This is a genomic window from Anaerostipes faecis (assembly GCF_910574135.1).
Classification (GTDB): domain Bacteria; phylum Bacillota; class Clostridia; order Lachnospirales; family Lachnospiraceae; genus Anaerostipes; species Anaerostipes hominis.
Map to the genome: position 1 here is coordinate 20844 of NZ_CAJSYK010000009.1, position 26687 is coordinate 47530.

Sequence of the window (26687 nt, forward strand, 5' to 3'; positions counted from 1 at the left end):
AAATATGCAGAGGTTTGTGAATGATCCGGATTACGTCGTAGAAGATATGCTGAAGGGGTTTTTAAAGGCCCACGGGGATCTTATCGTCAAGTCTGAGGCCAATGACCGTGTGGTAAAATACATAAATACACCGGTGGAAGGAAAAGTCGGACTGGTAACAGGCGGCGGCAGCGGACATGAACCTGCTTTTCTTGGCTATGTCGGAAAGAATATGGTGGATGCTGTGGCAGTCGGCGAAGTTTTCTCTTCGCCGTCCGCCCAGGCATTCTATGACGCATTTATGGAGGCGGACGCTGGAGAAGGCGTGGCCTGTCTGTTTGGAAACTATGCCGGAGACAACATGAATGTAAAAATGGCTGTACGAAAAGCGAAAAAAGCCGGTGTCACTGTAAAGTATGTAACCGCAAACGATGATGTGGCTTCATCTCCGAAGGAAACGAAGGAAAAACGCCATGGTATCGCAGGCGGCGTTTTTATGTGGAAGATCGGGGGAGCCAGGGCAGCAAAAGGCGGAGATCTGGATGAGGTCATTGCATCTGCCCAAAAAGCAGTGGACAATACAAGAAGTATCTGTGTAGGATTAAGTCCATGTGCCATACCTGCAGTTGGACATCCCAATTTCCATATCGAAGAAGGAACTATGGAGGTGGGGATCGGACACCACGGGGAACCGGGCATTAATGTGCAGGACCTGGAGCCTGCCGCAAAGATTGCAGAGAACATGGCTGAAACAGTAGCAAACGACCTGGAACTCAGAGAAGGGGAAGAGGCGGCGGTGCTGCTTTCCGGTCTCGGGGCGACACCGGTCATGGAACTGTATGTACTGTACGATGAAATTGAAAGATACCTGAGAGAAAAGGGAATTTCCGTTTATAAGACTTTTATTGGGGACTATGTGACTTCCCTTGATATGAACGGAGCCGCGCTGACGGTCATGCGCCTGGATGATGAATTAAAGGAACTGCTGGATTACGAGGCAAAATCACCGGGCATTGAGGTTACCAGATAGCACCGGAACGATGAAAGAGGGATTCTAGTGTATTTAGACGAAAGAGGCTATTTAGTATTAAAAACAATTGTAAATAATCCGTCTATAACTGGAAAGGAAGTGGAGCAGTCATTAGATTTGTCCAGGAAGCAGGTCAGCTATACGATGGATAAGATTAACCAGTACCTGGCGGATAACGGACTGCCCAAGATAGAAAGACTGCGCACCGGGAAATTTGTGATACCGGTTCCTGTGCTGGAACAGTACCAGACCGAGGATATCGGGATCAAAGACAGTACCTATGTGTACTCCGACAAAGAACGGGGAGCTCTGATCTTCCTGATCCTTCTGTGCACAAGGGAAGAATTATCAATTTACCATTTTACATCAAAGCTGGATATCAGCAAGAATACATTTTTGATCGACGTTAAAAAACTGGAGGAAAGGCTGGCGCCGTACGGCCTTGGAATCCATTACAGCAGACAGGACGGATATCATCTGGCCGGAAGTGAGTTCTGCAAACGGGAGGCCATGATCCCTATTGTGCGGCAGATCTTAAATATGCCGAACGGGCAGGAAGCCATTATGGAGATTTCCCAGGTCGATCCGGAACTCATGGAGCAGGTGCGGGGGCAGATCAGTGAGATTGAGAATAAGTTAAAGATCCGTTTCACCGATGAAAGGCTGAGGGAACTTCCGTATATCCTCTGTCTGGTGCTGATTCGCATCAAGAAAGGGAGAATTCTGGAAGATCTTCCCGAGTCCTTCCAGCATATCGCCGGAACAAAAGAGTATTCTGTCATGGTGGAGTTTGCAAAAGAGCACGACGTGGCATGGCAGACGGAAAAGATCTTTTTTGCCGCGCAGATTCAGATTTCCAACTATCACAGTTTCCAGTCGGATAATTTGAGAAGCGAAGTGGAGATCATGGAGGCGGCCAGACAGGTCATCGACAATTTTGAGAAGATTATATGCGTCAACATCAAGGAGCAGGACATTCTTCTTGAAGCGCTCTTTCAGCATGTGAAGCCGGCGTTTTACCGGGTCAAATACCACTATCATATTGAACAGAGTATTGTAGACATGGTACTTCCGAGATACAGTTCCCTGCACGCCATGGTAAAGAGATCCATGAAACCGCTGGAGGAACTGGCGGGAAGTGAATTTCCCGATGAAGAGCTGGTTTATATTACAGCGCTCTTCGGGGCATGGCTTCAGAGAGAAGGAATCCTGGACATAGAAAATCAGAAAAAAAGAGCTGTGATCGTCTGTGCCAACGGGGTGTCGGTTTCCAACTTCTTATTTTTCACACTGCGGGAGCTGTTTCCGGAGATCGAGTTCCTCACATGCCTTTCTATGAGGGATTTTACCGAATACAAAGAAGAATTTGAATTAGTCTTTACTATGGTCCGGCTGGAGACGGATAAACTTCAGTTTCTCGTAAAACCATTTCTCGATGAAGCCTCCAAGCATAAGTTCAGGGAAAAGGTGCTGAGTGAGATTAACGGTATTATGCCCCATGAAGTGGATGTGACAGAAATTGTAAGGGCTGTGGAGCAGCACGCAGTCATTGAGGACCGGGACGCGCTGGTCAGAGAGATAAACAGAGTCTTAAACCCTGTAAATGTCCAGGGAACTGCAGAAAGAACAGCGGAGATAAAAGAACAGCCCATGCTGGCAGATGTACTTACAAAGGAAACAATTCGGATATCAGAGAAGCCGATGGAATGGGAAGATGCCGTAAGGACGGCGTCGGCTCCGCTGCTTGCACGGGGAGATATCGAACAGCGCTATGTGGAGCGGATGGTCCAGATCATCCGGGAAGATAAGCCATATATTATGATCGCTGACGGAGTCATTATTGCCCATGCGGGAGTGGAGGACGGAGCCGGGAGGATCTGCATCTCTTTGTTAAAGCTTCCGGAAAGGATTGACATCAATGGGTACCTGAACGCGGATATTGTCATAGTTCTTGGGACTCCGGATGCCACCAATCATTTGGGAGTGCTGTTCCAGCTGAATGAGATCCTGGAGGACCCGTCTGCATTAAAGAAGCTGAAGCAGGCAAAACAGCCGGAAGAGATCCTTACCATTGTTCAAAAAGAAAAGGAGAAATCATTATGTTAGAATCATTAAAAAAGGATGTAGTTCAGATTGCAAAAAGAGCTCAGAAGGACGGACTGTGCAAGCATTTGTCCGGAAACTTCAGTGCCAGGGATAAAGAGACAGGCTATGTAGTCATCACACCGACTCAGGTGGACAGAGAACTTCTCACGGCAAGGGATATGGTTGTCTTAGACCTGGATGCCAATGTCATCGAGAACCTTTCCGGGCTGCGTCCGACCAGTGAGTCTTTAATGCATTTACAGATTTATAAGACGAGACCGGAGGTCAATGCAGTTGCGCATACACATTCAATGTATGCTACCACCTTTGCGGTGCTGAAAAAACCGATCCCGGCTGTTGTATACGAAGTTGCCAATTTAGGAGTGAGCAAATCCAGAATTCCGGTGGCTCCATACGGACGCCCAGGTTCCACGGATCTCTCCGACAGCGTTATCGAACCAGTTCAGGAAGCAGATTGTTTCCTGCTTCAGGGACACGGCGCCGTTGCCGTAGACAGCAGAGAAATTTACGATGCTTACCTGAAAGCCTCCTATATTGAAGAACTTGCTCAGTTATATTTCAATTCTCTCGTTGCAAACAGAGGACAGGAGCCGGATTACTTCCCTCCGGAAGAATTACAGAGCTGGGCATATCCTTCACAGATTAAATTCCCAAATAAATAAGGAGTGTGAGAGATGAAGAAAATTATCAATGAGCCGGACAATTATTTAAAGGAGATGCTCAGCGGCATCTATATCGCACATGAAGACATGGTGACCTGCACAGACGGTGACCTTCAGTGCCTTGTGTCTAAACACAAAAAAGAAGGAAAAGTCGGCATCGCCACAGGAGGCGGTTCCGGTCATCTTCCTTTGTTCCTTGGCTATGTTGGAGAAGGCATGCTGGACGGCTGCTGCGTGGGTGACGTATTTCAATCTCCGAGTGCAGATCAGATGCTTGCCGTGACAAAAGAGATTGACAGCGGGGCAGGCGTGCTCTATATTTACGGAAATTACAACGGAGATATCTTTAACTTTGATATGGCGGCCGAGATGGCAGACATGGAAGAGGATATCCGTGTGGAGACCGTTCTCGGAGCCGATGACGTGGCTTCTGCCGGTCCTTCCGCACCGGGGGAGAAGAGCACCCGCCGGGGAGTGGCAGGTATTTTCTTTGTATTTAAGTGTGCAGGAGCTGCAGCAGATAAAATGATGGATCTGGACAATGTAAAGAGAATTGCAGACAAAGCCAATGCCAATGTTCGGACTATGGGAGTCGCTCTTACCCCTTGTGTGGTGCCGAGAGTTGGTAAAGCAGGATTCTCCATCGGCGAAGATGAGATGGAGATCGGCATGGGCATCCACGGAGAGACCGGTATCAGACGGGGAAAAATTGAGCCGGCGGACCAGATTGTAGATGAGATGTTAGGCCAGATCGTTGCGGATCTTCCTTATGAGAGCGGCGATGAGGTGGCTGTCCTCGTAAACGGCCTTGGAGCCACCACTTTAGATGAACAGTATATTGTGACCCGCCGCATCGATAAGGTGCTCTCAGAAAAGGGAATCAGTGTTCACAGATATTATGTGGGAGAGTATGCCACAGCACTGGAGATGGCAGGATTTTCAATCTCTCTTCTGAAGCTGGATGATGAGCTCAAAGAAATGCTGGACAGTGATGCGAAGACACCGTTCTTCCGCCAGTAAGTGAGGAGGCAGAATTAGGAATGGATAACAGTTATTTAATCAGGCTTTTGAAAGAAATCAGTGACATCATGGCAGAAAACAGGGATCACCTGATTGAGATGGACAGCATTGTGGGAGACGGTGACCTGGGACTTACGATGGGAGATGGATTCAAGGCTGCCTATGAGAAAGCTGCGGATGGGTCCGTTACAGATGCCGGAAAGCTTTTATACCAGGCCGGAAAGGCCATGGCATCTGCCGTGCCGTCTACGATGGGTACACTGATGGCGTCCGGCCTGATGCAGGCGGGCAAAGTCCTGAAGGGTACGGAAACGCTTGAAAATGCCGATGTGGCAAAGATTTTTGAGGCCTATGAAGCAGGTGTTGCAAACCGCGGAAAAGCCAAAGTGGGAGAAAAGACGTTCATTGACGGTATCCACCCGGCGGTGGAAAGTCTGAATGCCGCTGCGGCATTGGGTGCTCCCTTGGAAGAGATGGCAGCCGGTGCAGTGAAAGCAGCAGAGGACGGATTTAAGAGTACGACTACTATGCTTGCGGTTCACGGACGCGCCGCAACCAGGGGAGAGGCTTCCAGAAGCCTTGAAGATCCGGGAGCTTATGTGGCGGTGCTTATTATGAAGGCGTTTGAGAAGAGTACAAAATAAACAGAATGTGCTAAGGAGAGACCGGTCCTGCAAAATATTGCAGGATCGGTTTTTTGTATTTTTATAACAAAAGTAACGACTATTTCAGAAGACTTATTTAAAAACAATGATTTGGTGAAAAGTATAACATTATCAAAAAATATAAAAGATGTGTATGGCAGATATTTTAAAGAGATCAATCATTTAGAGGAGTTAAAAGCAGTAAATTTGAGTAAAGGTTTAAAATATATAGATGATGAGGCTTTTCGTGAATGTACGGCTCTTACCAGCATAAAACTTCCATCCAAGTTAAAAAATATTAGATTTTGGGCGTTTAGGAACTGTAAATTACTAAAGAAAATCACAATTCCGGACAGTGTTACATTTATAGAGACATGTGCATTTGAAGGATGTCCTGCGAAATTAAAAAAACCATCGTATTTAAAGAAAAATAAATTGGAACTTGGGGGATATGAGTACAGAGCAATCGCAGCGGTGAAAATTTCAAGAAAGAGGAAAGACAAAAAAGTAAAATATAGAGCTTCCAAAATCACAAAAATTACAACTTTAAAAAAGAACATAAAATTAAAAAAGGGAAAGCCACTATTACAGTGAAACTCAGAACTTCCGGAAAGTCTTATAGAATTAAGGTGAGGGTAACAAAGTAAGCTTATAAAGGCAAATAGGGGCTTCTTTGTCATCGGCATAAGAGATAACCGTGACAAGAAACTTGTTATTTTCTTGTTTTTATTCCTGAGGGATCAGGGAAAGCAAATCCGGCCACGGCAGTGTTTGTCAGAAAAAATAAAGTATGGAGATTAAGTAATTATTACAGAGAGTAAAAAATAAACCTTAAAGCTTTCATAGTTTATAAAATTAAAACTTCATAAAAGAAAGCACTATTCTTTGTAATTCGCCAATATGGGAATACACTTTCAAAGAATAGTGCTTTTTTATGAAACTTTTCGTCTATAATTCTCCTCTGGCCTCACGATCAAGCAATTCTTTCATAATAGAATCATATCGTTTATCCAACTTGTAAAATGCAAGCGTAACGACTGCAAGGGCTGCGACGAGTACCGGGCCGATCTTGTAAATGTTGATGATCATATTCAGTGCGGAACCTGGCTGTGTCACGGAACCGGCAGCAGAACTGACATAGCCTGACAGAGAGAGCAGTCCGGTCATGGCGGCGGATGCCACACCTGCGCCTACCTTTGTTCCGATGGAACCGCCTGCGAAGATCAGACTTTCCTGGCGGACATGGGTTTTCCACTGTCCGAATTCCACTACGTCACCGACCATTCCAAATACAGCTGCGTTCAATGGGGCCAGGCCTATAGCGCGGGTTACACAGCTCATGACTATCCATGGAAAACTGTACGGATTCAGGAAAAACAGAAGCTGTCCTGCCAGTGCGATAAATGCTCCGGAAAATGCAACATTTCTCTTGCCGAATTTCCCGATCAGCGGGGCGCATGCAAAGATACAGCCTACTAAAGTCAGAGTCTCTGTCATAAACAATGCACTGTACATCCAGGTATCATTGTGGAAAATATATTTACAATAGTAAGGAAGAATTGTCCCTGAGATACCGAAGGATACACTCTGAAGCATCCAGAGCACAAGTACTGCCCAGAAATACTGGTTTGTTACAAGGGCTTTCAGGCCTTCTTTCAGAGGAACGCTTTTCACTTTTTCTTTTGCCGCAATGACAACGGTTTCTTTACATTTCAGAAAACAGTTGATGAGCAGTATCAATGCAAGAACTGCCCAGATGGACATGGTCTTTACCCACGCGGCCTGATCGTCTCCGAAAAGCTTTACTAATGGGAGAGTAAAAGTTACGGCTACGATACGTCCGATTGGAGATAGTCCCATCCTCACAATACTCAACATATCCCTCTCGGAAGAAATTCTCGTCATCATGGCAGAGAGACTTCCGTAAGGAAGATTGATGGCTGTATAACAGATTGTGGTACAGAAGTTATATGTAACAAACAGGTAAACTGCCTGAACGATTCCGGTCGTGTGAGGCACGGTGAAAAGAAGGACGGCGGAGAGCGCATATGGTATGCTCATCCAAAGAATCCACGGCCTTGACTTTCCCCATTTTGAGTTTGTGCGCTCTACGATAATACCCATGACCAGGTCAGATACCCCGTCAAACAGCCGGGAAAGAAGCATAACCAGTCCGACAGTAGCCGGATTGATCCCAACATAATCCGTATAAAAAAGTGTGAGTAATGTACCGATCATTCCAAAGATCACGTTACATGCCACGTCGCCGCCGGCATAAGAGATCCGGGTTCCCCAGCTTAATTTGTGGCCCTTGACATAGTTTTTTTCCATTTATTTTTCTCCTTATTTCATCTGGTATATCGAAAAAATTCCTATTTATACCGTGATTTCAGAAATTTTTACAGGGCGGTGTTCTTCCAGTGACTTTTTAGCCGCAAGTCCCATGAGTACCGGCTCAAGTCCGTCCATAACTCCGAGTGGTGTGTCTGTGTCTTTTTCGATGGCATCGATAAAGCATTTAATTTCTTTTGCGTAAGCTGCCATGTAGCGCTCCAGGAAGAAGTAAAGAGGTTTTTCTCCGGTTACTCCTTCTGCATTGCTGATGACCGCTGAAGATGCGGAGTCATTCGCTGTTGCGACCATTCCTTTTGAGCCGAATACTTCAGCTCTCTGATCATAGCCGTAAACTGCTTTTCTGGAGTTGTCGATGACTGCGATCGCACCGTTTTTCATTTTTAAGGTAATGACTGCGGTGTCTACATCTCCTGCTTCGCCGATGGCCGGATCTACCAGGACAGCTGCCTCGACGTAAACTTCTTCCGCATCGCATCCTGAGAGGAAACGTACCATGTCAAAGTCATGGATTGTCATGTCTAAGAACATTCCTCCGGATACCTTTACATATTCTGCACTCGGCGGTTCCGGATCTCTGGATGTAACTTTAATGATCTGTGTCTCACCGATCTTTCCGGCAGCAACTGCATCTCTGACCGCTTCAAAGTTGTGGTCAAACCGGCGGTTGAAGCCAACCTGGTATTTCACACTGCTGTTTTTTAAAGCATCAATTACTTCCTGAATCTTCTTTACGTCATGATCGATCGGTTTTTCACAGAAGACATGTTTTCCTGCCTTGATAGCTTCCACGGAGATCGGAGAATGTGTATCTGTGGAAGAACAGATCAGCACTGCATCAATTTCAGAATCATTCAAGATATCTTTGTAATCCTTGGTTGTTTTTTCGACGCCCATCTCTTTTGCCCATACTGCTGTTTCCTCTGTCATAAAAGGATCTGCAAGTGATTTAACCTTTGCGTTGCCAACCTGTGTACAGATGCTTTCTACATGTACTCTTCCGATTCTTCCTGCCCCGATAATACCTACATTTACCATAATAAAAACTTCCTTTCTTATATTGAACTTGTTTGATTTCTCTATGAGTTAATCATATCAGGACAAAGATATAACCAAAACCTGTACTATTTTTGGATTTGATAGTATTTTTATGTGAAAATTATGGGAGAGTTCTTTTTGTGTCTTTTTTTTAGAACAAAAAACAAAAAAGAAATCCGCATTACACGATGCGGATTCCTTTTTATTCGTTATGTTAAGTTAAAATTCGGCTATCTGCCGGATCGCATCCTCAGAAAGGATGGTTTGAAAATGTTCATTAAATAAAGCCTTAGTCGCATAAGTATTTGGGATACGTTTGCTGTACTCTGAAAGTCTGCTGCGGACTTTCGTAAAATCATACTTGTTGTCCTCGGCAGACAGGCAGAGATAATAACAATTATTTTCGGTATCTTTATATAAGCGGCTTTCATGCGGAAAGCTAATCACCAGTTTTGCTGCATTAGCTACTTCTTCCAGAGAAGAAAAGCAGTATACGTCACAATTGGAATCCATTATGGCCAGGTGCACTGCATCAGCCAGTTCGGACAGATCGCTGTCAGAAGCATCGTCAAGGAAATTGAGAACTCCGTCGGAATCTTCCAGATTCATATTGCCGGATGAAAGCTTTGAGTTGACTAATTTCTCGTAACGGTCGTTAAACTGATCGGCGTCTTCCACTTTCGTGACGACGAGGATCAGACATTCCTGGGAGACCGGGATCGCTTCTACCATAAGAGGAATGTTATTGGTCTCAAAACCTAATTCCTGAGAAGCTTTCTTCATCAGTTCGCGGAACAGTCCTTTGGCCTTATCGGAACCAAATGCCAGTTCATTGAGCAGTGTCTCTTTTCCAGCAAGGTCAGCTTTATTCAAAGTACATCGGATTTGATTGTCACTAATTCGTTCTATCTTCATAGTCATCACTCCCTTACTTTATATTATAGTATAGTATCTGAATGCATATGTGTAAAGTGTTTCTGAACAACTTACAAAAATATACAGAAATACTTGAAATTATTTACAGAATTTGATATTATAAACTTACAGCATATGGAAAAGAGCTCTTTCCTGCGCTGAGGCGCCGCATCTTCACTGCCTTTTCGGCAGTGTCTTAAATTTATATATCATAGCACTTTTCTGGCTCATTTCACAAACATTTCAGAATGGAGATTATCATGGGACATCGCAGTGATTTATTGGATTATTTAGAACTTGGATTGGCAGTCCAGGTCGATGGAATACCCGTAGACAACAGCAATCAGGAACAAATGGATCTTATGCTTGAGGAAGATGATTCCTACATGAAAGACTTCATTGATGATGAGAAAGGGGAGATCTGTGCCGTCTACTATCAAAAAGTAACCAATCATTAAACAATGCGTCATCTATACCAGTAGTATCTCAATTAAGCCAAGGGATTATTTCTCTTGGCTTAAATAGGATTGAATTCCCTTATAGATGGCCTGTGCTGCTTTTTCCTGATAGGCTTTATCCTCAAGTTTCTGCTTTTCTTCTTCATTGCTTAAAAAACCGCACTCTGCGATGACAGTCACATAAGGATTATCCCGAAGAAGGAAGTAATCGCTGTTTGCTTTTGCCACTCTGTGGTTGTCTGGATCCAAATTTTCCACCAGAGAACTTTGCACGCAGTCGGCAAGCTGTTTTCCTTTTTGAGAACCCTGATAGTAAAATACCTGTGCACCGTGCACTTCACCGCTGGGATAGCTGTTCTGATGAATACTCACCACAAGGACCGGCTCGGCATCAAAGATGATCTGCTTCCTGTTGGAGAGATCGGAAACTTTTACATTGGTCGTGCTGGTGGCCAGATTGTAGTCGCCGTCCCTGGTCATTTTTACCTTGAATTTTTTTTTCTCCAGGATCGTTTTTAATTTTTTTGATATGGCCAGATTGATGTCTTTTTCCAGCACATCTCCGCTGCCGACTTTGCCGGGATCATTGCCGCCGTGTCCGGGATCGATGATGATGACATTCTGTTTCCCAATCGTCTGGTTTACAAAGATGGGAAGGGTGATCGAGGAAATATAGAGCAGGACGATGATACAAAAGATTGCACCCCCTAAAAGTTGTTTGCGATATTTCATTTGGAGACCTCAGGACTTTTGTAATATTATATTCAGAAGAAGGCCTGATATATGAATGAGTTTTTTTACCACTATTTCTGTCACGTTTTAAAATGCGTTCCTCCAATAGTGGTAAAAACTATCGTTTAAAATCGGAACGTCCCAGGTATTCGTTGGTCATTTTTACGACTTGGTCCGACAGCAGTGTGATGGAGATCAGATTCGGTATGGCCATCAAGCCGTTAAAGGTATCCGAGAGGTTCCAGACAAAGGACAGGTGCAGGATGGAGCCTAAAAATATAAAATAAAGAAAGACAAGTTTATAATTTGTGACGGCTTTTTTTCCAAATAAATAGGCAGCCGCCGTCTCGCCGTAAAAGGACCAGCCGATGAGGGTGGCAAATGCGAAGAATACGATGGCGATGGATACGAAGGCAGAGCCCCAGGAGCCGAAGACTGTGGAGAAGGCAGCGCTGGTCAGGGGGACTCCATTGGGCAGTGAATCAAAATGGATTGTAGTGCCCTGGGCCGCGTCCAGAGCCATGGCTTTTAGATAAGTTCCCTCGTCATAGACGCCGGAAGTGAGGATGGTAAGGGCTGTGATCGTACACATCACAACGGTGTCGGTAAATACTTCAAAGATACCCCACATGCCCTGGACTACGGGTTCTTTTGCATCGGAATTTGTATGTACGGTGACGGAACTTCCCAATCCTGCCTCATTGGAGAAGACTCCGCGGGAGATTCCCTTTTTCATGGCAATGGTGATCCCGTAGCCAAGGACGCCTCCTCCGGCGGCTTTTGGTGAGAAAGCACCGTGAAGGATCGAATGGATGGTAGATGGAAGCCGGTCTATGTGGACAAAAATAATAACAATACAGCCCAGTGTGAATAAAGCAGCCATTACCGGGATGATTTTTTCTGTCACGCCGGCGATCCGTTTGATTCCTCCCATTATGACAAAACCTACCATGAACAGGGTGACAAGACCTGTGATTACTGGGGAGATTGAAAAAGCAGAAGAGAGTGCGGATGCCATAGAGTTTGCCTGTGTCATGTTTCCGATCCCGAGAGAAGCGAGAAGGCAGAATGCTGCAAACAGAGCGGCCAGCCATTTTGCGCCGAGACCCCGTTCCATATAGACCATGGCACCTCCGGCCCATTTCCCATTTTTGTCCCGGTAACGGTATTTCATTCCGAGTGTGATTTCCGCATAATGTGTCATCATTCCCAGGATGGAAGAAATCCACATCCAGAAGATGGCTCCGGGCCCTCCGGCAGTGATGGCAGTGGCAACCCCGGCGATATTTCCGGTTCCCAGGGTCCCGGCCAGGGCAGTGCAGAGAGACTGAAACTGCGAGATAGAAGCGGAATCTTTTGTTTTTCTTACCTCGGATTTTTTCAAAGAGGACAAGAGCGTGGAAGAAATCCACAATCGAAAATGTCTTAACTGGAAGCATTTTGTTCTAAGCGTAAACATCAGACCGACACCTAAAAAACAGGCCAGCATAGGAGTTCCCCAGATAAAGGAATTGAATGCATTATTCAGACGGCTGATCAGAGAAAATATTTGAACCATATATCAAACCTCTTTGTGATAATTAAAGTATTATATTCAGCCAAGCAGCAGGTTTATGATTTATGGCGGAAAACTCCTTGCTTTATTTTTCAGCAAAAGTTTGTTATAATAATTATTAATAGGTTTTTCTCAGAAGAAGGATGGGTTTTATGAAGACAATTGTGAGAAACGTTGAGAACAAGGACAATAAGGAAGCGATCCGGGAAGCTGCCGGGCTTCTTCGGGAGGGGAAGCTGGTAGCTTTTCCCACGGAGACAGTCTATGGACTTGGAGGCAGTGGCTGGATGGAAGAGGCTGCTTCCAAAATCTACGAGGCAAAAGGGAGACCGTCTGACAATCCTCTCATCCTTCATATCGGGAGCATGGAGATGATCGATGAGATCGCATCCTGCGTACCGGGGCCGGCCAAAAAAGCGATGGAAGTTTTCTGGCCGGGTCCGCTGACCGTGATCCTGCCCAAAAGCGACAGGGTTCCGTACCGGGTTACCGGGGGACTCGATTCCGTAGCCGTCCGGATGCCCAGTCATCCTGCGGCATTGGCCCTGCTGAGAGAGACGGGTGTTCCTGTGGCCGCGCCCAGCGCCAACATTTCGGGAAGGCCCAGTCCGACAAAGGCGGAACATGTGGTAGAAGACCTGGACGGGAAGATCCCGATGGTATTGGACGGTGGGAAAGTAGAGGTCGGTGTCGAATCGACGATCGTTGATTTTACCGGAGAAGTACCGGTCATTTTAAGGCCGGGAAAGATTACAAAAGATGAACTCGAGAAGACTCTTTTGACAGAGGTGCTGATGAGCACTCCGTCAGTCAAAGAGGATACAGTGCCCAAGGCACCCGGAATGAAGTACAAGCATTATGCGCCGAAAGCTCAGCTGATTCTTATCCTTGGGGAGGACATAGAGAAAGTTGTAAAGGAGATCACCAAAAGGGTCCATGACTGCCGGGAGCAGGGCATGAAGACCGGAGTTATCGCCACTGAAGAGACAATGGGCGATTACGATGCAGATGAGGTGATCTCTGTGGGAAGCCGCAGCCATATGGAGACAGTGACGGCAAACCTCTATGACGTGCTGAGAGAGTTTGACCACATAGACGTGGACGTGATCTTTTCAGAAGGATTTGAAGGTGAAGAGTATGAAGAAGCGGTGATGAACCGTCTGGCTAAAGCAGCGGGACATCAGGTGATCCGTGTTTAAAAGGAGATTAGTTTGAAAAAAATTATATTTGTAAGTACGAACAACACCTGCCGCAGTTTTATTGCGGAATCGGTGCTGCGGAAATATTTAAAAGACGCCCACAGAAGAGACATCCAGGTGGAGTCCAAGGGACTTGTCGTATTATTTCCGGAGCCGGTACACACAAAAGCAGCAGATCTGGTCAGGAAGAGCGGGATTGAGATCGTAGATTTCAAAGCATCCCAGCTTACGCAGGAAGATGTGGAGACCAGTGATCTGATTCTCACTATGAATGATAAGCAGAAGGAAAAAGTACTGGAAGACTATCATGGATATAAGGAAGTGGCCACCATCAACGAGTATGCCAACCATGAGGGGGCGGTCATTGATCCTTACGGGATGGATGACGAAGACTATGAACATTGCTTTGTACAGATTACACAATTAATCCATAAAATCTGGAACCATAAGTTAGGAGGAAATGAAATGATAGGTATTGGATGCGACCACGGCGGGTATGCGCTGAAACAGGCGGTTATTAAGCACCTGGAGGAAAAGGGGCACGCGGTAAAAGACTACGGATGCTACTCAGAGGAATCTTGTGATTACCCGGTATACGCGAAAGCAGTGGCTGAGGGTATACTGAAGGACGAAGTGAAACAGGGGATTCTGATCTGCGGAACAGGCATCGGCATTTCCATCACTGCCAATAAGATCAAAGGCATCCGGGCAGCGCTGTGCGCAGATACATTCAGCGCAAGAGCCACAAGAGAACATAACAACGCCAACATTCTGGCGCTGGGGGCAAGAGTTACCGGAGAAGGCCTGGCACTGGATATCGTGGACACATTTTTGGAGACAAAGTTTTCTAACGATGAGCGTCATATCCGCAGGATCAATATGATCGAGGATTAAATTTTCAGGAGATATTATACGGCATGGACAGCACGCGCGGCTTCTGTGCCGTATGCTTTTTTGTTCAGAAAACAAGAAAGAGAATAAATACCAGATAAATATGGAAATAATAGCTACTGTACGAAGCTTTTTTTCCTAGCCATAATATGTTTTGGATGATATAATTACAAAGTGTGGATAGAAACTTTTTCAAGGAGGTCTTTATGAAGATCAATAAGGACATTGTCCGCTCATTATCTTTGATAACACAGCTGGGAATCACGATTCTGACATCGACATTTCTGTGCATGTTTTTAGGCCTTTGGCTGGACCGAAAGTTTTCTACCCATTTTTTTATCCCGTTATTGATTCTGGGCATTGGAGGAGGACTAAGCGGTGCCTGGAAACTCATAAGGAATGTCAGTGAAGACGAGGAGGGTGATGATAATGGAAGAGCTTAAAGAGATCAATCCTGTCCTCTTGGAATTGCTGGCCGGATTGGGGATCTACGGTGCGGCGGCCGGTGCAGCCGGCATGGTCACATCAGGGGGATCTCTGTATTTTCTGGGAGGGATCCTTGCGGGGCTGTTTCTTGCGGCCTGTCTGATCCTGAATATGTATCTGACCATTGATACTGCACTGGATCTGGATCCTGAATCTGCAAATAAGTATATGGTAAGGCGGACTCTGGTCCGCAAGTTCCTGACTGTCCTTGCGGCAGCCGTTGGGATTAAGATCCATATGCTGACATTTTCAGGGATCATACTTGGAGTTTTGGGGATTAAGATAGCGGCATATCTGCAGCCATTGATCCACCGCCGTGTATCGGAAAAACGATCCGGCAGGAACGAAGAAGTAAAAAGTAGAATGGATTAAAAAGGAGGGAATGCTATGGGAATGATTCAGGCCCCCATGTTGGCTGCCGCATCGGGAAATGATGTGGACTTCATGGTGCACGGGCTGATACCATTGAATTTTTTCGGGCATAAGGTATGGATCACCACCACACATGTGACAACACTGATCGTCATGCTCTTTATCATGGCGCTGGCCCTGATCGCGAGGCGGAGTATCATGAAAGATTATGAAAAGCCCAGCGGTCTTGCCAATGCAGTGGAACTGGTGGTGGAAATGCTGGATAAGCTGGTGAAGAGCACCATGGGAAAACACTGGAAGCCGTTTGCCAACTATATCGGAAGCATCATGTTTTTCATCTTTATTGCCAACACATCGGGGCTTTTTGGGCTCCGGGCGCCGACGGCCGATTATGGGACTACTTTGTCTCTGGCACTGATCACCTTTGTGATGATCCAGTACAGCGCATTTAAGACGAGGAAGTTCCGCATGTTTACGGACCTGTTTCAGCCGATTCCGGTGCTGTTTCCGGTCAATGTCATCGGTGAGTTTGCAACTCCGGTGTCGCTGTCGCTGCGTCTGTTCGGAAACATCATGGCAGGGACCATCATGCTTTCGCTGTGGTACGGCCTGCTTCCGATCTTTGCGAAGCTGGGACTTCCGGCATTTCTGCATGTATATTTTGACTTGTTTTCCGGTGCGATCCAGACCTTTGTCTTTGCCATGCTGACCATGACATTTATCGCAGACAAGAGGAACGCGTAAACCGGAAGAAACTATCAAGAGCAATAAAAAGAATAATTTTATTTTTAGGAGGATTTTCTTATGAATATTTCAAGTGAAGCATTTGTATTAGGTTGTTCAGCAATCGGAGCGGGCCTTGCGCTGATCGCAGGTATCGGACCTGGTGTGGGACAGGGATACGCAGCAGGACAGGGTGCGGCAGCCGTAGGACGCAATCCGGGCGCCAAGGGAGACATCATGTCTACGATGCTTCTTGGACAGGCAGTTGCAGAGACCACAGGTCTTTATGGTTTGGTTATCGGCCTGATTCTGTTATACGCTAACCCGTTATTCGCTAAATTATAATCCGGGAAATAAAACGGCGGCAGAAGCCGTCGGGAAATGACAAACCGGAGAGAATTCAGGGAAAGGAGGACAGGACGTGGACAGAATCTTTGGACTTGATATCCAGCTTGGATTTGACGTTTTATGCCAGGCAATCGCGGTTTTTATCATGTTTGCTTTTTTATCTTATGTATTGTTTGAACCGGTCAGGAAGCTTTTAAATGACCGTAAAAATAAAATCGCAGATGATCTGGATACTGCGGCGGCCGACAAAGAAGAGGCGGCCAGACTGAAAGCTGAGTATGAAGAAAAGATCAGGGATATAGAAAAAGAAGCCGATGAGATTTTAAGCCAGGCCAGAAAGAAAGCCCTGAAAAGGGAAGAGGAGATCGTTTCGGGAGCCAGACAGGAAGCACTGAGGATCACAGAGCGGGCGGAAAATGAGATCGAGCTGGAAAAGAAAAAGGTCCGGGATCAGGTGAAACAGGAAATGATCCAGGTGGCAGTGGCTATGGCAGGCATGATCATTACAGACAAGATCGATCCGGCAAAGCAGGATGCCCTTGTGGAAGAGACCTTAAAGGAGATGGGTGATCAGACATGGCGAAGCTAGTCAGCAAAACATATGGAGATGCCTATCTTTCGCTGGCAGAGGAGAAAGGAAATCTTGACTCTGTCAAAGAAGAAGTCCTTAATGTGCGCCGGGTGTTTTTGGAGAGCGGGGAGCTGAATCAGATGCTTTCCCACCCCAAGATCGTAAAAGAAGAAAAAATGCGGATCCTGGAGACAGCATTTAAAGGCAGGATTTCTGAGGACATGATGGGCTTTTTGTTGGTCATTGTGAAAAAAGACCGATACCGTGACATAATGTCTGTTCTCGACTATATGATCGGCCGGATGAAGAAGAAAGAGGGGATAGGGAGCCTTCAGGTTGCCTCCGCTTTTGAACTGTCCGAAGGGCAGAAAAAGGACATTGTGGATCGAATGAAAGAACTGACAGATTACAGGGAGTTTGAAGTGGACTATGAGATAGACGAGGGGCTGATCGGAGGGCTGGTGCTGCGGCTCGACGACAGGGTCATCGACAGTTCCATAAGGACGAAGCTTCAGACCATGGGAAAGAGTCTGTCAAAAATACAGTTGTGATTATAGGCAAGGAGGCAAAAAAGCAAAATGAATTTAAGGCCAGAAGAGATCAGTTCTGTCATTAAAGAGCAGATCAAACAATACTCTACCAAGCTTGAAACCTCTGATATTGGAACCGTGATTCAGGTAGCCGACGGAATTGCAAGAATCCATGGTCTTGATGAGGCCATGCAGGGAGAACTTTTAGAATTCCCGGGGGAAGTATACGGAATGGTGCTGAACCTTGAGGAAGACAACGTCGGAGCCGTACTGCTGGGAGATCAGAAAAACATCAGTGAAGGGGATGTCGTAAAGACGACCGGAAGAGTCGTGGAAGTGCCGGTAGGTGACGCGATGACCGGACGTGTTGTGAATTCTCTGGGACAGCCGATTGACGGAAAAGGTCCGATCGAGACAGAAAAGTACCGTCCAATAGAAAGAGTTGCATCAGGAGTTATCTCAAGAAAATCCGTAGATACTCCGCTTCAGACAGGAATCAAAGCGATCGATGCCATGGTGCCGATCGGACGCGGGCAGAGGGAGCTGATCATCGGCGATCGGCAGACCGGAAAGACTGCCATCGCGGTTGATACAATTATTAATCAGAAAGGTGAGGGGGTTCACTGTATTTATGTAGCCATCGGACAGAAGTCATCGACCGTAGCCAATATCGTAAAGACACTGGAAGAGTACGGAGCCATGGATTACACCACAGTGGTGGCATCCACCGCAAGTGAGCTGGCACCACTCCAGTATATCGCCCCATACGCAGGATGTGCCATCGGGGAAGAGTGGATGGAGAAAGGGGAAGATGTTCTTGTCATCTATGATGACTTGAGCAAGCATGCCACCGCATACCGTACCCTGTCCCTGCTGCTTCGGAGACCGCCGGGACGGGAGGCTTATCCGGGAGACGTCTTTTATCTTCACTCAAGGCTTCTGGAACGGGCAGCCAAGTTATCCGATGAACTGGGAGGAGGTTCTCTGACAGCCCTTCCGCTCATTGAGACCCAGGCAGGAGATGTATCTGCCTATATTCCGACCAACGTTATTTCCATCACGGACGGACAGATTTACCTGGAGACCGAGATGTTCAATGCGGGATTCCGTCCTGCGATCAATGCGGGGCTTTCTGTATCCAGGGTAGGCGGTGCGGCACAGATTAAAGCGATGAAAAAGATTGCAGGCCCGATCCGTACAGACCTTGCACAGTACAGGGAGCTCGCTGCCTTTGCACAGTTCGGTTCAGAACTCGATGATGACACCAAAGAACGTCTGGCACAGGGTGAGAGGATCAAGGAAGTGCTCAAGCAGCCTCAGTATCAGCCGCTTCCGGTAGAACAGCAGGTGGTTATTATCTATGCGGCTACCAGAAAATATCTTTTGGAGATTAAGGTTGAAGATATCCTGGACTTCCAGAAGGAGCTGTTTGAATTGATCGACACCAAGTATCCGGATGTGTTCCGTTTGATCCGGGAGACAAAGGAGCTTGGAAAAGAAGCGGAAGACATGCTGATCACTGCGATCAAAGAGTGCAGGCAGCAGTTTGAAGCAAAGTAAAGAGGTGAGCTTTTATGGCATCAATTGTTGATATAAAAAGAAGAAAAGCCAGTATCGAGAGCACCGGACAGATTACAAAGGCGATGAAGCTTGTCTCAACGGTAAAGCTTCAGAGAGCAAGGGTGAGGGCCGAGGAATCCAGGACTTACTTCAACAAGATGTACCGGACCGTATCTTCGATCCTGGCCCAGTCAGATAATATCGACCACCCGTATTTAAAGTCCAATGGTTCGGAAAAGAAAGCAGTGATCGCTGTTTCCTCCAACCGGGGACTGGCCGGAGGGTACAATAACAATATTGTCAAGATGATCCGTGACAGCGGACTCAACAGGGAAGATGTGATGATCTACGGAGTCGGACATAAGGCTATGGACAGTCTGGCAAACAGGGGATATCATATCGTCTCCGATGACTCTGAAATGATCGACGAACCGGAGTATGAAGACGCCGTTGATCTGGGAAACCGTGTCCTCAAGGCCTTTAAGGACGGTGAAATCGGTGAGATATATCTGGCATATACCAATTTTAAAAATACGGTAGTTCATGAGCCCACGATGATCAAACTGCTTCCTGTGGAGATCGATCCAAAGGAAAAGGAAGGGGAAGACTCCAAAACACTCATGAACTATGAGCCGGAACCGGAAGAAGCTTTATCCATGCTGATTCCCAAGTACGTCTGCAGTCTGATCTTCGGTGCGCTTGTTACATCGGTTGCCAGCGAAAACGGTGCCAGGATGCAGGCCATGGATTCGGCAACGACCAATGCCGAAGAATTAATTGACAACTTAAGCCTTGCCTATAACCGGGCAAGACAGGGCGCTATCACGCAGGAATTGACAGAAATCATTTCAGGAGCGGAGGCGCTGGAATAGAAGTAGGAGGAATTATTAAATGGCAGATAATCATACAGGGAAGATCACCCAGATTATTGGTGCGGTTTTAGATATCAAGTTCAGTGACGGGCATCTGCCGGAGATCAATGACGCTATTGATATTATGACAAAGCAGGGCGGGAAGCTGGTTGTAGAGGTTTCCCAGCATCTGGGCGATGACACCGTGAGATGTATTGCGATGGGACCGACAGACGGTCTGGTTCGAGGGATGGAGGCGGTCTGCACAGGCGGGCCGATCTCTGTTCCGGTAGGAGAGCAGACCCTGGGAAGAATGTTTAATGTCCTTGGAGATCCTATTGACAATAAACCGGCCCCTGAGAATGCAAAACGACAGCCGATCCACAGAAAGGCGCCGGCTTTCAAGGACCAGTCTACAGAGACTGAGGTCCTGGAGACAGGCATCAAGGTCGTAGACCTTTTATGCCCGTACCAGAAAGGCGGAAAGATCGGACTGTTCGGCGGTGCCGGCGTAGGAAAGACGGTCCTGATTCAGGAATTGATCCGAAACATTGCGACAGAGCACGGCGGATATTCTGTTTTCACCGGAGTCGGAGAACGTACAAGAGAGGGCAACGACCTTTACCATGAAATGAGTGAGTCAGGAGTCATCGACAAAACTGCCATGGTATTCGGACAGATGAATGAGCCGCCGGGAGCGCGTATGCGGGTCGGCCTTACAGGATTGACTATCGCAGAAAACTTCCGTGACGAGGGTGGAAAAGATGTCCTTTTATTTATCGACAATATTTTCCGTTTCACCCAGGCAGGCTCCGAGGTGTCAGCACTTCTTGGGCGTATGCCGAGTGCGGTTGGATATCAGCCGACTCTCCAGACAGAGATGGGCGCTCTCCAGGAGCGGATCACTTCGACCAAAGACGGTTCTATCACATCCGTACAGGCAGTCTATGTGCCGGCCGATGACTTGACCGACCCGGCTCCGGCGACAACCTTTGCCCATCTGGATGCCACAACCGTACTTTCCCGTGCCATCGTGGAACAGGGAATTTACCCGGCAGTGGACCCTCTGGAGTCCACATCCAGGATTCTGGACCCGAAGATCGTCGGGGAAGAACACTATCAGGTGGCCAGAGGGGTGCAGGAGATCCTTCAGAGATACAAAGAGCTCCAGGATATCATCGCAATCCTCGGTATGGATGAGCTTTCTGATGAAGAAAAGCTGATCGTAGACCGGGCAAGAAAGATTCAGCGGTTCCTGTCCCAGCCGTTCTTCGTGGCAGAACAGTTTACGGGTACGGTTGGAAAATATGTAACCTTAAATGATACGATCCAGGGCTTCAAAGAAATATTAGACGGCAGGCATGATGACATTCCGGAGGGAATGTTCCTGAATGCGGGAAGTATTGATGAGGTTGTGGAACGTGCGAAAGCAAAGTAGGCAGGTGATCCTATGGCTGAAAATCTGATGAAACTGGAAGTGACCACTCCGGACCGCTCTTTTTATGCGGGAGTGGTCCGGATGGCTGAGTTTACGACCACAGAAGGGGATGTGGGAATCTATCCGAAACATATCCCAATGACAATGATTATAGCTCCCGGCATCCTGACCATCACGGAGGCAGACGGAACGAAGAAACAGGCGGCTCTGATGAAAGGATTTGTGGAGATCACCAAGGAGGCTGTCAACATTTTAGCAGAGGTTGCGGAATGGCCGGGTGAGATTGACTTAGAGCGGGTGGAGCGTGCCAAGAGACGTGCCCAGGAACGCCTGAAACACAAGAGTGATACAGACCTCACCAGGGCGGAAATGTCTTTAAGGAGAGCTCTGGTAAGAGAAGAATTATCAAAAAGGATGTAGACAGAACATATTTCTGGACGGGCAGCCATGAGAGCCGCGTTCAGAAATATGTTTTTTCGGTTTTATGGAAAGGGGCTGTAAAGATATGAAGAGAATATATCAAAGGCTTGGACCGGCAATGATACTGGATGGGTCTGTCATACTGAGAAGGTTCATCTGTTTGCCAAGTTGTTATTCTGATACCGGGGATCTAAAGTTACTTCGTCTTCAAACCACTCAGGCCCCTCGTAATCCAGAGCGGCTTCTTCGGACGCAAATTCAACTTCAGCCATCATGAGACCTTCGTGGTCACCGTGGAATACATCCAGTTCGATGGTGAGAGAGTCTGAGTCAGGAATCTGGTAGCGTGTCTTATAGATGAGAATACCGTCGATCTTGCTTTTCAGGTGCTCATAAGCCTGCTTCGTCAGAGGAAATTCATGCTCGGCCCGTTTCATCAGACCTTTAGACTTATAGGTCAGGATGTAATCATGGTCGAGTCTGCGGATCCGGATCACCGGTTCCATGCACAGATATCCCTGCTCGATTTCGGAGTGGGGATAGGAATCAAGGTCTTTCGGCGGGTCGGTAACAATAAACTTGCGTTCTATTTCCATAGTGCGTTCCTCCTTTTTCCTCATTATATACGCAGCGGAGACAGAATGCAAAGGAAATTGACAACGGGGCGGAAAGCTTTTAAAATGTTTTAGAAACATGAATACAGAGAAGGCGAGGAAGATACAATGCGTTTAAGGAATGTGCCGGGAGCGGCGGACATGATAGCGGCCAGTCCGTTTTCAGTCAATCAACCGGAAGAATGGAAAGGCAAGTGGAGGGAACTGTTTGGCAATGACAGGCCGGTTCATATAGAGATCGGTATGGGGAAAGGAAAATTTCTTTTGACATTGGCGGAAAAGAATCCCGAAATCAACTATATCGGGATCGAAAAGTTTTCCAGTGTTCTCGTGAGAGCAGTAGAAAAAACGGAAGAGTTTGAGGGGAATAACTTGAGACTGATCCGCATGGACGCGGAGAATCTTCAGGATGTATTTGCCGAGGGAGAGATCGACCGGATCTATCTGAATTTCTCCGATCCGTGGCCGAAAGAACGTCACGCAAAGCGGAGGCTTACGTCTACGAGATTTTATGAGAGGTATGACCACATCCTTGCGAAGGACGGGCAGGTTATTTTCAAAACGGATAACCGGGGGCTGTTCGACTTTTCCATGGAACAGACAGAGGAAGCCGGATGGAAGCTCCTTGACTGCACGTTCGATCTGCATCACAGTGAGTTTGCCAAAGACAATGTCATGACAGAATATGAGACAAAATTTTCTGAAAAAGGCAAGCCGATCTGCCGTTTCACAGCCTGCCGTTAATATTTTTATCCGTGTTGCATACTATAATAAAAAAGTGGTAAGATAATTATGAAACAGAAAAAGTGTCTAGTAAAGGTAAATCAATTCTTCTACCAGCATCCAAAGCACAGGAAATGGTTCTGCCGCCTGCTGGCATCGCTGGAAGAAGCAAAAGATTGTTTATGCCGGTCAAGATAAGGAGAATGAATATGGAGTATACGTTTACGAAGGAAAATTTCCAGGCAGAAGTGTTAGACTCAGAGCAGCCGGTACTTGTCGATATGTTTGCAACGTGGTGCGGACCGTGCAGGATGATGGGGCCGGTTGTGGAAGAACTGGCAAAGGAGTACGAGGGAAGCGTTAAAGTCGGAAAGCTGGATATCGATGAGAACAGTGATATCGCAGGGCAGTACGGCGTAATGTCAGTACCTACTTTCCTGGTCTTTAAGAACGGCCAGGTGGCAGCAAAGGTTGTAGGAGCTGTGCCTAAAGAAGAATTAAAGGAAGCCGTGGATAAAGCACGCTAGAGACTAAGAAATGAACGAATAAAAACGGATGGACGGAACGTAAACCGGCCATCCGTTTTTCTGTGGGTCTGCCCCGGGGATTTCGTTTGACAATATGAAAGACAGCAATTAAACTAAAAAACAGATAGTCAATGAAGAAAAGGTGGAACCATGAATATATTAAACATAGAACATATAAGTAAGATTTTTGGAGATAAGACCATATTTGATGACGTCTCTTTAGGAGTGCATCAGGGAGATAAGATCGGAGTGCTGGGCGTCAACGGGACAGGGAAATCAACTTTATTAAAGATCATTGCAGGAATGGAAACGGCTGACGAGGGAGAGGTGATCTTCGGCAGAGGTATCCGAACGGCTTTCCTCCCACAGAACCCGGAGTTTCCGGACGGGGCAAAGGTGCTGTCCTATGTGACGGAAGGGAAACATGATCCGGACGGGGGTGAGCCGGTGAGCGAGGCCAAGGCGATCCTTACAAAGCTTGGGATCTGTGATTTTGAGGAGACTGTAGATCACCTGTCCGGCGGGCAGAAAAAAAGAGTGGCGCTGGCCCGGACTCTTGTGGACCCGGCAGATGTACTGATTCTGGACGAGCCAACCAACCATATAGACAACGATATGGCCCTGTGGCTGGAAGATTATCTGAAACGGTTTAAAGGAGTCCTGATCATGGTGACCCACGACCGTTATTTTCTGGACCGTGTAACCAATAAGATCGCAGAGATTGACAAGGGAAAACTGTACACCTATGACTCCAACTATTCAGGCTTTTTGGCTTTAAAGACACAGAGAGAAGAGATGGAGCTGGCCGCGGAGCGCAAACGCCGGAGTCTTCTGAGGACGGAGCTGGAATGGGTGAAGCGGGGACCTCAGGGCAGAGGGACCAAACAGAAGGCAAGGCTTGACCGGTATGAACAGCTGAAAAACATGGAAGGCCCCAGGGAAGCCCGGAATGTAGAGATGGATTCCGTCGGAACGAGACTCGGCAAGAAGACCATTGAACTTCATCGGATTTCCAAGGCATACGGAGAGAAAAAGCTCATAAAAGACTTTACCTATATTATTTTAAGGGATGACCGGCTGGGGATTATCGGGCCGAATGGCTGCGGCAAATCCACACTGATGAAAATCATCACAGGGCGTCTGGTCCCTGATTCCGGAGAAGTTGTGACCGGAGACACGGTAAAGATCGGATATTTTGCACAGGAAAATGAAGACATGGAGGATGACATCCGGGTTATCGACTATATCCGGGATGTGGCTGATTATATTCAGACACCCGGCGGGAAGATCAGCGCGTCTCAGATGCTAGAACGCTTTTTATTCACGCCTTCCATGCAGTACACACCTCTGTCCAAACTTTCGGGAGGAGAAAAGAGGAGGCTCTATCTGCTCAAAGTTCTGATGGATGCACCGAATGTGCTGGTGCTCGATGAGCCCACCAACGACCTGGACATAGCGACATTGAGAGTCCTTGAGGATTACCTGGATTCTTTTCAGGGGATTGTTCTGACTGTGTCCCATGACCGCTATTTTCTGGACCGCATCGCCGGCAGGATTTTTGCATTTGAGGGCGGCGGTGAAATAAAGCAGTATGAGGGCGGGTATACAGACTACCTGAGAGCAGTAAAACCGGCGGAGCAGACAAAGCCGAAGGAAAAAACAGATAAGAAATCATGGAAACAGAAAGATACCAGACTGAGATTTTCATATAAAGAACAGAGAGAATATGAAACCATAGATGAGGACATTGAACGGCTGGAAGAAAAAATTGCATCTGTGGGACAGCAGATGGAGGAAAACGCCAGCCAGTATACGAAGCTTGCAGAACTGACAGAAGAAAAGTCAAAACTGGAAGAACAGCTGAACGGAAAGATGGAGCGGTGGGTTTACTTGAACGACCTGGCAGAAAAAATTCAAGCCCAGAATTCCTGAGAGGTGGATTTGGATGAAGAAGAGTAAAAAACATAGCAGGATAAAGTCTCTGTATGAGGTTCTTTTGTGTGCTTTGCTCGCGGGAAGTCTGTTTGCCTGCCAAAAGCATGAATCTGCCGAGGCTGAGAACCCCAAGTATGTGATCGGCGTCGTGACAAAATCACGGAACAGTGAATATTGGATGTCAGTCTGTTCCGGCATGGAAAAAGCGGCTTCAGATCTGGGAGCATCGGTCATTATTCTGTCTCCGGATACGGAGACAGATGAGAAAACCCAGCAGCAGATGATCGGCAGCCTTCTGAAAAAAGATATTGATGCCCTGGCAGTATCTCCGATCAATTCCCACAATGCAAAGGACTACTTAAAGAAGGCGGAAGAAAAAGGAATACAGGTTGTATCCTTTGACACAAAGATTCTTGAGAGAGGAGTTCCCTATATTGGAATAGACAATGAAAAAGTAGGGAGAGACCTGGCTGAATATATGGCGGGCCAGATGAAAAAGAAAGGGGTTGCAGGAATTATATCCGGAAACCTGAAACAGAGTTCCCATGCCTCAAGGATGAAAGGCTTTAAGGATTATATAGAGAAAAATACAGACATAAAGATTGCCTTTACCGAGAGCGGATACAGCAATCTGCGGATGCCGGAGAAAGAAATCTCAAGGCTTATGAGAGAACATCCGGAGTTGAATGGGATTTTTGCTACGAGCGCCGTGACCGCACTTGGAATCATGGAGTACATGGAAGACCGTCCGGTGCTGATTGCCACAGTGGATGCCCAGGAGGATGCGCTCGATGCGGTTAAGAAGGGAAGAATCGGGGCTTTGGCTTATCAGCCGGGCTATGAAATCGGTTATGAGACGGTACGCTATATCGTAAACCAAAAAGAAGGCAAAAAGCAGCCGGAACAAAAAATCATTAAAGTAGATCTAAAAATAAAACCACAAAAATAAAAAAAGTACATACAGCTGAGGACCTTTGGCAGAGCAAAGGTCCTTTACTTTCATATATT

Annotated in this window: 30 protein-coding genes; 24 read left to right on the top strand and 6 right to left on the bottom strand. The window is 46.8% G+C overall.

The annotated features are described in order from the left end of the window. The first annotated feature begins 4 nt into the window (after nt 1–4). The 6 genes from QGT46_RS07715 (at nt 5) to QGT46_RS07740 (ending at nt 6035) form a co-directional block, all read left to right on the top strand. The gene (locus QGT46_RS07715) at nt 5–1009 is read left to right on the top strand and encodes a dihydroxyacetone kinase subunit DhaK (protein ID WP_301590230.1); all 1005 of its coding nucleotides are present in this window, start codon (nt 5–7) and stop codon (nt 1007–1009) included. A gap of 27 nt (nt 1010–1036) precedes the next feature. Then, entirely contained in the window at nt 1037–3115 is a 2079-nt protein-coding gene (locus tag QGT46_RS07720) for a BglG family transcription antiterminator (RefSeq protein ID WP_024728756.1), read from the top strand. Next, nucleotides 3109–3777 (top strand): class II aldolase/adducin family protein, encoded by a 669-nt coding sequence (locus QGT46_RS07725; protein ID WP_024728755.1) that lies wholly within the window; start codon nt 3109–3111, stop codon nt 3775–3777. The genes QGT46_RS07720 and QGT46_RS07725 overlap by 7 nt, the downstream gene beginning before the upstream one ends. A 12-nt stretch (nt 3778–3789) precedes the next feature. Beyond that, entirely contained in the window at nt 3790–4797 is a 1008-nt protein-coding gene (locus tag QGT46_RS07730; protein WP_024728754.1) for a dihydroxyacetone kinase subunit DhaK, read from the top strand. A 20-nt stretch (nt 4798–4817) separates the two neighbouring features. Beyond that, the gene (locus tag QGT46_RS07735) at nt 4818–5441 is read left to right on the top strand and encodes a DAK2 domain-containing protein (RefSeq protein WP_024728753.1); all 624 of its coding nucleotides are present in this window, start codon (nt 4818–4820) and stop codon (nt 5439–5441) included. A 63-nt stretch (nt 5442–5504) separates the two neighbouring features. Beyond that, a complete protein-coding gene (locus QGT46_RS07740; protein WP_270430960.1) occupies nt 5505–6035 on the top strand; it encodes a leucine-rich repeat domain-containing protein in 531 nt (176 codons plus the stop codon). Between the two features lie 354 nt (nt 6036–6389). Here QGT46_RS07740 and QGT46_RS07745 read toward each other — a convergent pair whose 3' ends face one another. The 3 genes from QGT46_RS07745 to QGT46_RS07755 form a co-directional block, all read right to left on the bottom strand. Next, nucleotides 6390–7772: an MFS transporter gene (locus tag QGT46_RS07745; protein ID WP_270430945.1), complete on the bottom strand. Its 1383-nt coding sequence runs from the start codon at nt 7770–7772 to the stop codon at nt 6390–6392. A gap of 45 nt (nt 7773–7817) precedes the next feature. Then, nucleotides 7818–8831, bottom strand: a complete 1014-nt coding sequence (gene iolG, locus QGT46_RS07750) for an inositol 2-dehydrogenase (RefSeq protein WP_270430943.1) — start codon at nt 8829–8831, stop codon at nt 7818–7820. Nucleotides 8832–9050: 219 nt separating this feature from the next. Further along, nucleotides 9051–9746: an adaptor protein MecA gene (locus QGT46_RS07755; protein ID WP_270430941.1), complete on the bottom strand. Its 696-nt coding sequence runs from the start codon at nt 9744–9746 to the stop codon at nt 9051–9053. A 260-nt stretch (nt 9747–10006) separates the two neighbouring features. On the opposite strand from QGT46_RS07755, the gene QGT46_RS07760 reads away from it, so the two are divergent. Then, nucleotides 10007–10204: a hypothetical protein gene (locus tag QGT46_RS07760; RefSeq protein ID WP_022261266.1), complete on the top strand. Its 198-nt coding sequence runs from the start codon at nt 10007–10009 to the stop codon at nt 10202–10204. 45 nt (nt 10205–10249) lie between these two features. On the opposite strand, the gene QGT46_RS07765 is transcribed toward QGT46_RS07760, so the two are convergent. Then, nucleotides 10250–10936, bottom strand: a complete 687-nt coding sequence (locus tag QGT46_RS07765) for an N-acetylmuramoyl-L-alanine amidase (protein WP_301590238.1) — start codon at nt 10934–10936, stop codon at nt 10250–10252. Nucleotides 10937–11054: 118 nt separating this feature from the next. Further along, the gene (locus QGT46_RS07770; RefSeq protein ID WP_270430930.1) at nt 11055–12494 is read right to left on the bottom strand and encodes an alanine/glycine:cation symporter family protein; all 1440 of its coding nucleotides are present in this window, start codon (nt 12492–12494) and stop codon (nt 11055–11057) included. A 140-nt stretch (nt 12495–12634) separates the two neighbouring features. On the opposite strand from QGT46_RS07770, the gene QGT46_RS07775 reads away from it, so the two are divergent. The 12 genes from QGT46_RS07775 (at nt 12635) to atpC (ending at nt 21880) form a co-directional block, all read left to right on the top strand. After that, the gene (locus tag QGT46_RS07775) at nt 12635–13690 is read left to right on the top strand and encodes an L-threonylcarbamoyladenylate synthase (protein ID WP_270430928.1); all 1056 of its coding nucleotides are present in this window, start codon (nt 12635–12637) and stop codon (nt 13688–13690) included. Nucleotides 13691–13702: 12 nt separating this feature from the next. Next, a complete protein-coding gene (rpiB, locus tag QGT46_RS07780; RefSeq protein WP_081723900.1) occupies nt 13703–14584 on the top strand; it encodes a ribose 5-phosphate isomerase B in 882 nt (293 codons plus the stop codon). Nucleotides 14585–14787: 203 nt separating this feature from the next. Next, entirely contained in the window at nt 14788–15024 is a 237-nt protein-coding gene (locus QGT46_RS07785; RefSeq protein WP_270430926.1) for an AtpZ/AtpI family protein, read from the top strand. Further along, nucleotides 15011–15439, top strand: a complete 429-nt coding sequence (locus QGT46_RS07790) for a hypothetical protein (protein WP_270430924.1) — start codon at nt 15011–15013, stop codon at nt 15437–15439. The genes QGT46_RS07785 and QGT46_RS07790 overlap by 14 nt, the downstream gene beginning before the upstream one ends. A 15-nt stretch (nt 15440–15454) precedes the next feature. Further along, complete coding sequence (gene atpB, locus QGT46_RS07795) at nt 15455–16183, top strand: F0F1 ATP synthase subunit A (RefSeq protein ID WP_024728740.1); 729 nt, start codon at nt 15455–15457, stop codon at nt 16181–16183. A gap of 60 nt (nt 16184–16243) precedes the next feature. Continuing rightward, on the top strand, nt 16244–16507 hold the full coding sequence (atpE, locus tag QGT46_RS07800; RefSeq protein WP_006567604.1) for an ATP synthase F0 subunit C: 264 nt from the start codon (nt 16244–16246) through the stop codon (nt 16505–16507). 76 nt (nt 16508–16583) lie between these two features. Continuing rightward, complete coding sequence (atpF, locus tag QGT46_RS07805) at nt 16584–17099, top strand: F0F1 ATP synthase subunit B (protein ID WP_270430921.1); 516 nt, start codon at nt 16584–16586, stop codon at nt 17097–17099. Beyond that, complete coding sequence (gene atpH / locus QGT46_RS07810) at nt 17087–17632, top strand: ATP synthase F1 subunit delta (protein WP_024728737.1); 546 nt, start codon at nt 17087–17089, stop codon at nt 17630–17632. Before atpF ends, atpH begins: the two co-directional genes overlap by 13 nt. Before the next feature lie 27 nt (nt 17633–17659). After that, on the top strand, nt 17660–19171 hold the full coding sequence (gene atpA / locus QGT46_RS07815; RefSeq protein WP_270430919.1) for a F0F1 ATP synthase subunit alpha: 1512 nt from the start codon (nt 17660–17662) through the stop codon (nt 19169–19171). Between the two features lie 14 nt (nt 19172–19185). Further along, on the top strand, nt 19186–20043 hold the full coding sequence (gene atpG, locus QGT46_RS07820; RefSeq protein ID WP_024728735.1) for an ATP synthase F1 subunit gamma: 858 nt from the start codon (nt 19186–19188) through the stop codon (nt 20041–20043). A 19-nt stretch (nt 20044–20062) separates the two neighbouring features. Beyond that, a complete protein-coding gene (gene atpD, locus QGT46_RS07825; RefSeq protein ID WP_024728734.1) occupies nt 20063–21460 on the top strand; it encodes a F0F1 ATP synthase subunit beta in 1398 nt (465 codons plus the stop codon). A 12-nt stretch (nt 21461–21472) separates the two neighbouring features. Further along, complete coding sequence (gene atpC, locus QGT46_RS07830) at nt 21473–21880, top strand: ATP synthase F1 subunit epsilon (RefSeq protein ID WP_024728733.1); 408 nt, start codon at nt 21473–21475, stop codon at nt 21878–21880. Between the two features lie 152 nt (nt 21881–22032). Here the strand turns inward: atpC and QGT46_RS07835 are convergent, their stop codons facing one another. Further along, the gene (locus tag QGT46_RS07835) at nt 22033–22476 is read right to left on the bottom strand and encodes a CYTH domain-containing protein (RefSeq protein ID WP_024728732.1); all 444 of its coding nucleotides are present in this window, start codon (nt 22474–22476) and stop codon (nt 22033–22035) included. Between the two features lie 126 nt (nt 22477–22602). On the opposite strand from QGT46_RS07835, the gene trmB reads away from it, so the two are divergent. The 5 genes from trmB (at nt 22603) to QGT46_RS07860 (ending at nt 26628) form a co-directional block, all read left to right on the top strand. Then, entirely contained in the window at nt 22603–23238 is a 636-nt protein-coding gene (gene trmB / locus QGT46_RS07840; RefSeq protein ID WP_270430916.1) for a tRNA (guanosine(46)-N7)-methyltransferase TrmB, read from the top strand. A gap of 48 nt (nt 23239–23286) precedes the next feature. After that, the gene (locus tag QGT46_RS07845) at nt 23287–23415 is read left to right on the top strand and encodes a hypothetical protein (protein WP_268876118.1); all 129 of its coding nucleotides are present in this window, start codon (nt 23287–23289) and stop codon (nt 23413–23415) included. A gap of 11 nt (nt 23416–23426) precedes the next feature. Then, nucleotides 23427–23744: a thioredoxin gene (trxA, locus tag QGT46_RS07850; RefSeq protein ID WP_024728730.1), complete on the top strand. Its 318-nt coding sequence runs from the start codon at nt 23427–23429 to the stop codon at nt 23742–23744. 150 nt (nt 23745–23894) lie between these two features. Continuing rightward, complete coding sequence (locus QGT46_RS07855; protein ID WP_270430913.1) at nt 23895–25676, top strand: ABC-F family ATP-binding cassette domain-containing protein; 1782 nt, start codon at nt 23895–23897, stop codon at nt 25674–25676. Nucleotides 25677–25689: 13 nt separating this feature from the next. Continuing rightward, the gene (locus QGT46_RS07860) at nt 25690–26628 is read left to right on the top strand and encodes a substrate-binding domain-containing protein (RefSeq protein WP_024728728.1); all 939 of its coding nucleotides are present in this window, start codon (nt 25690–25692) and stop codon (nt 26626–26628) included. Nucleotides 26629–26687: the final 59 nt, after the last annotated feature.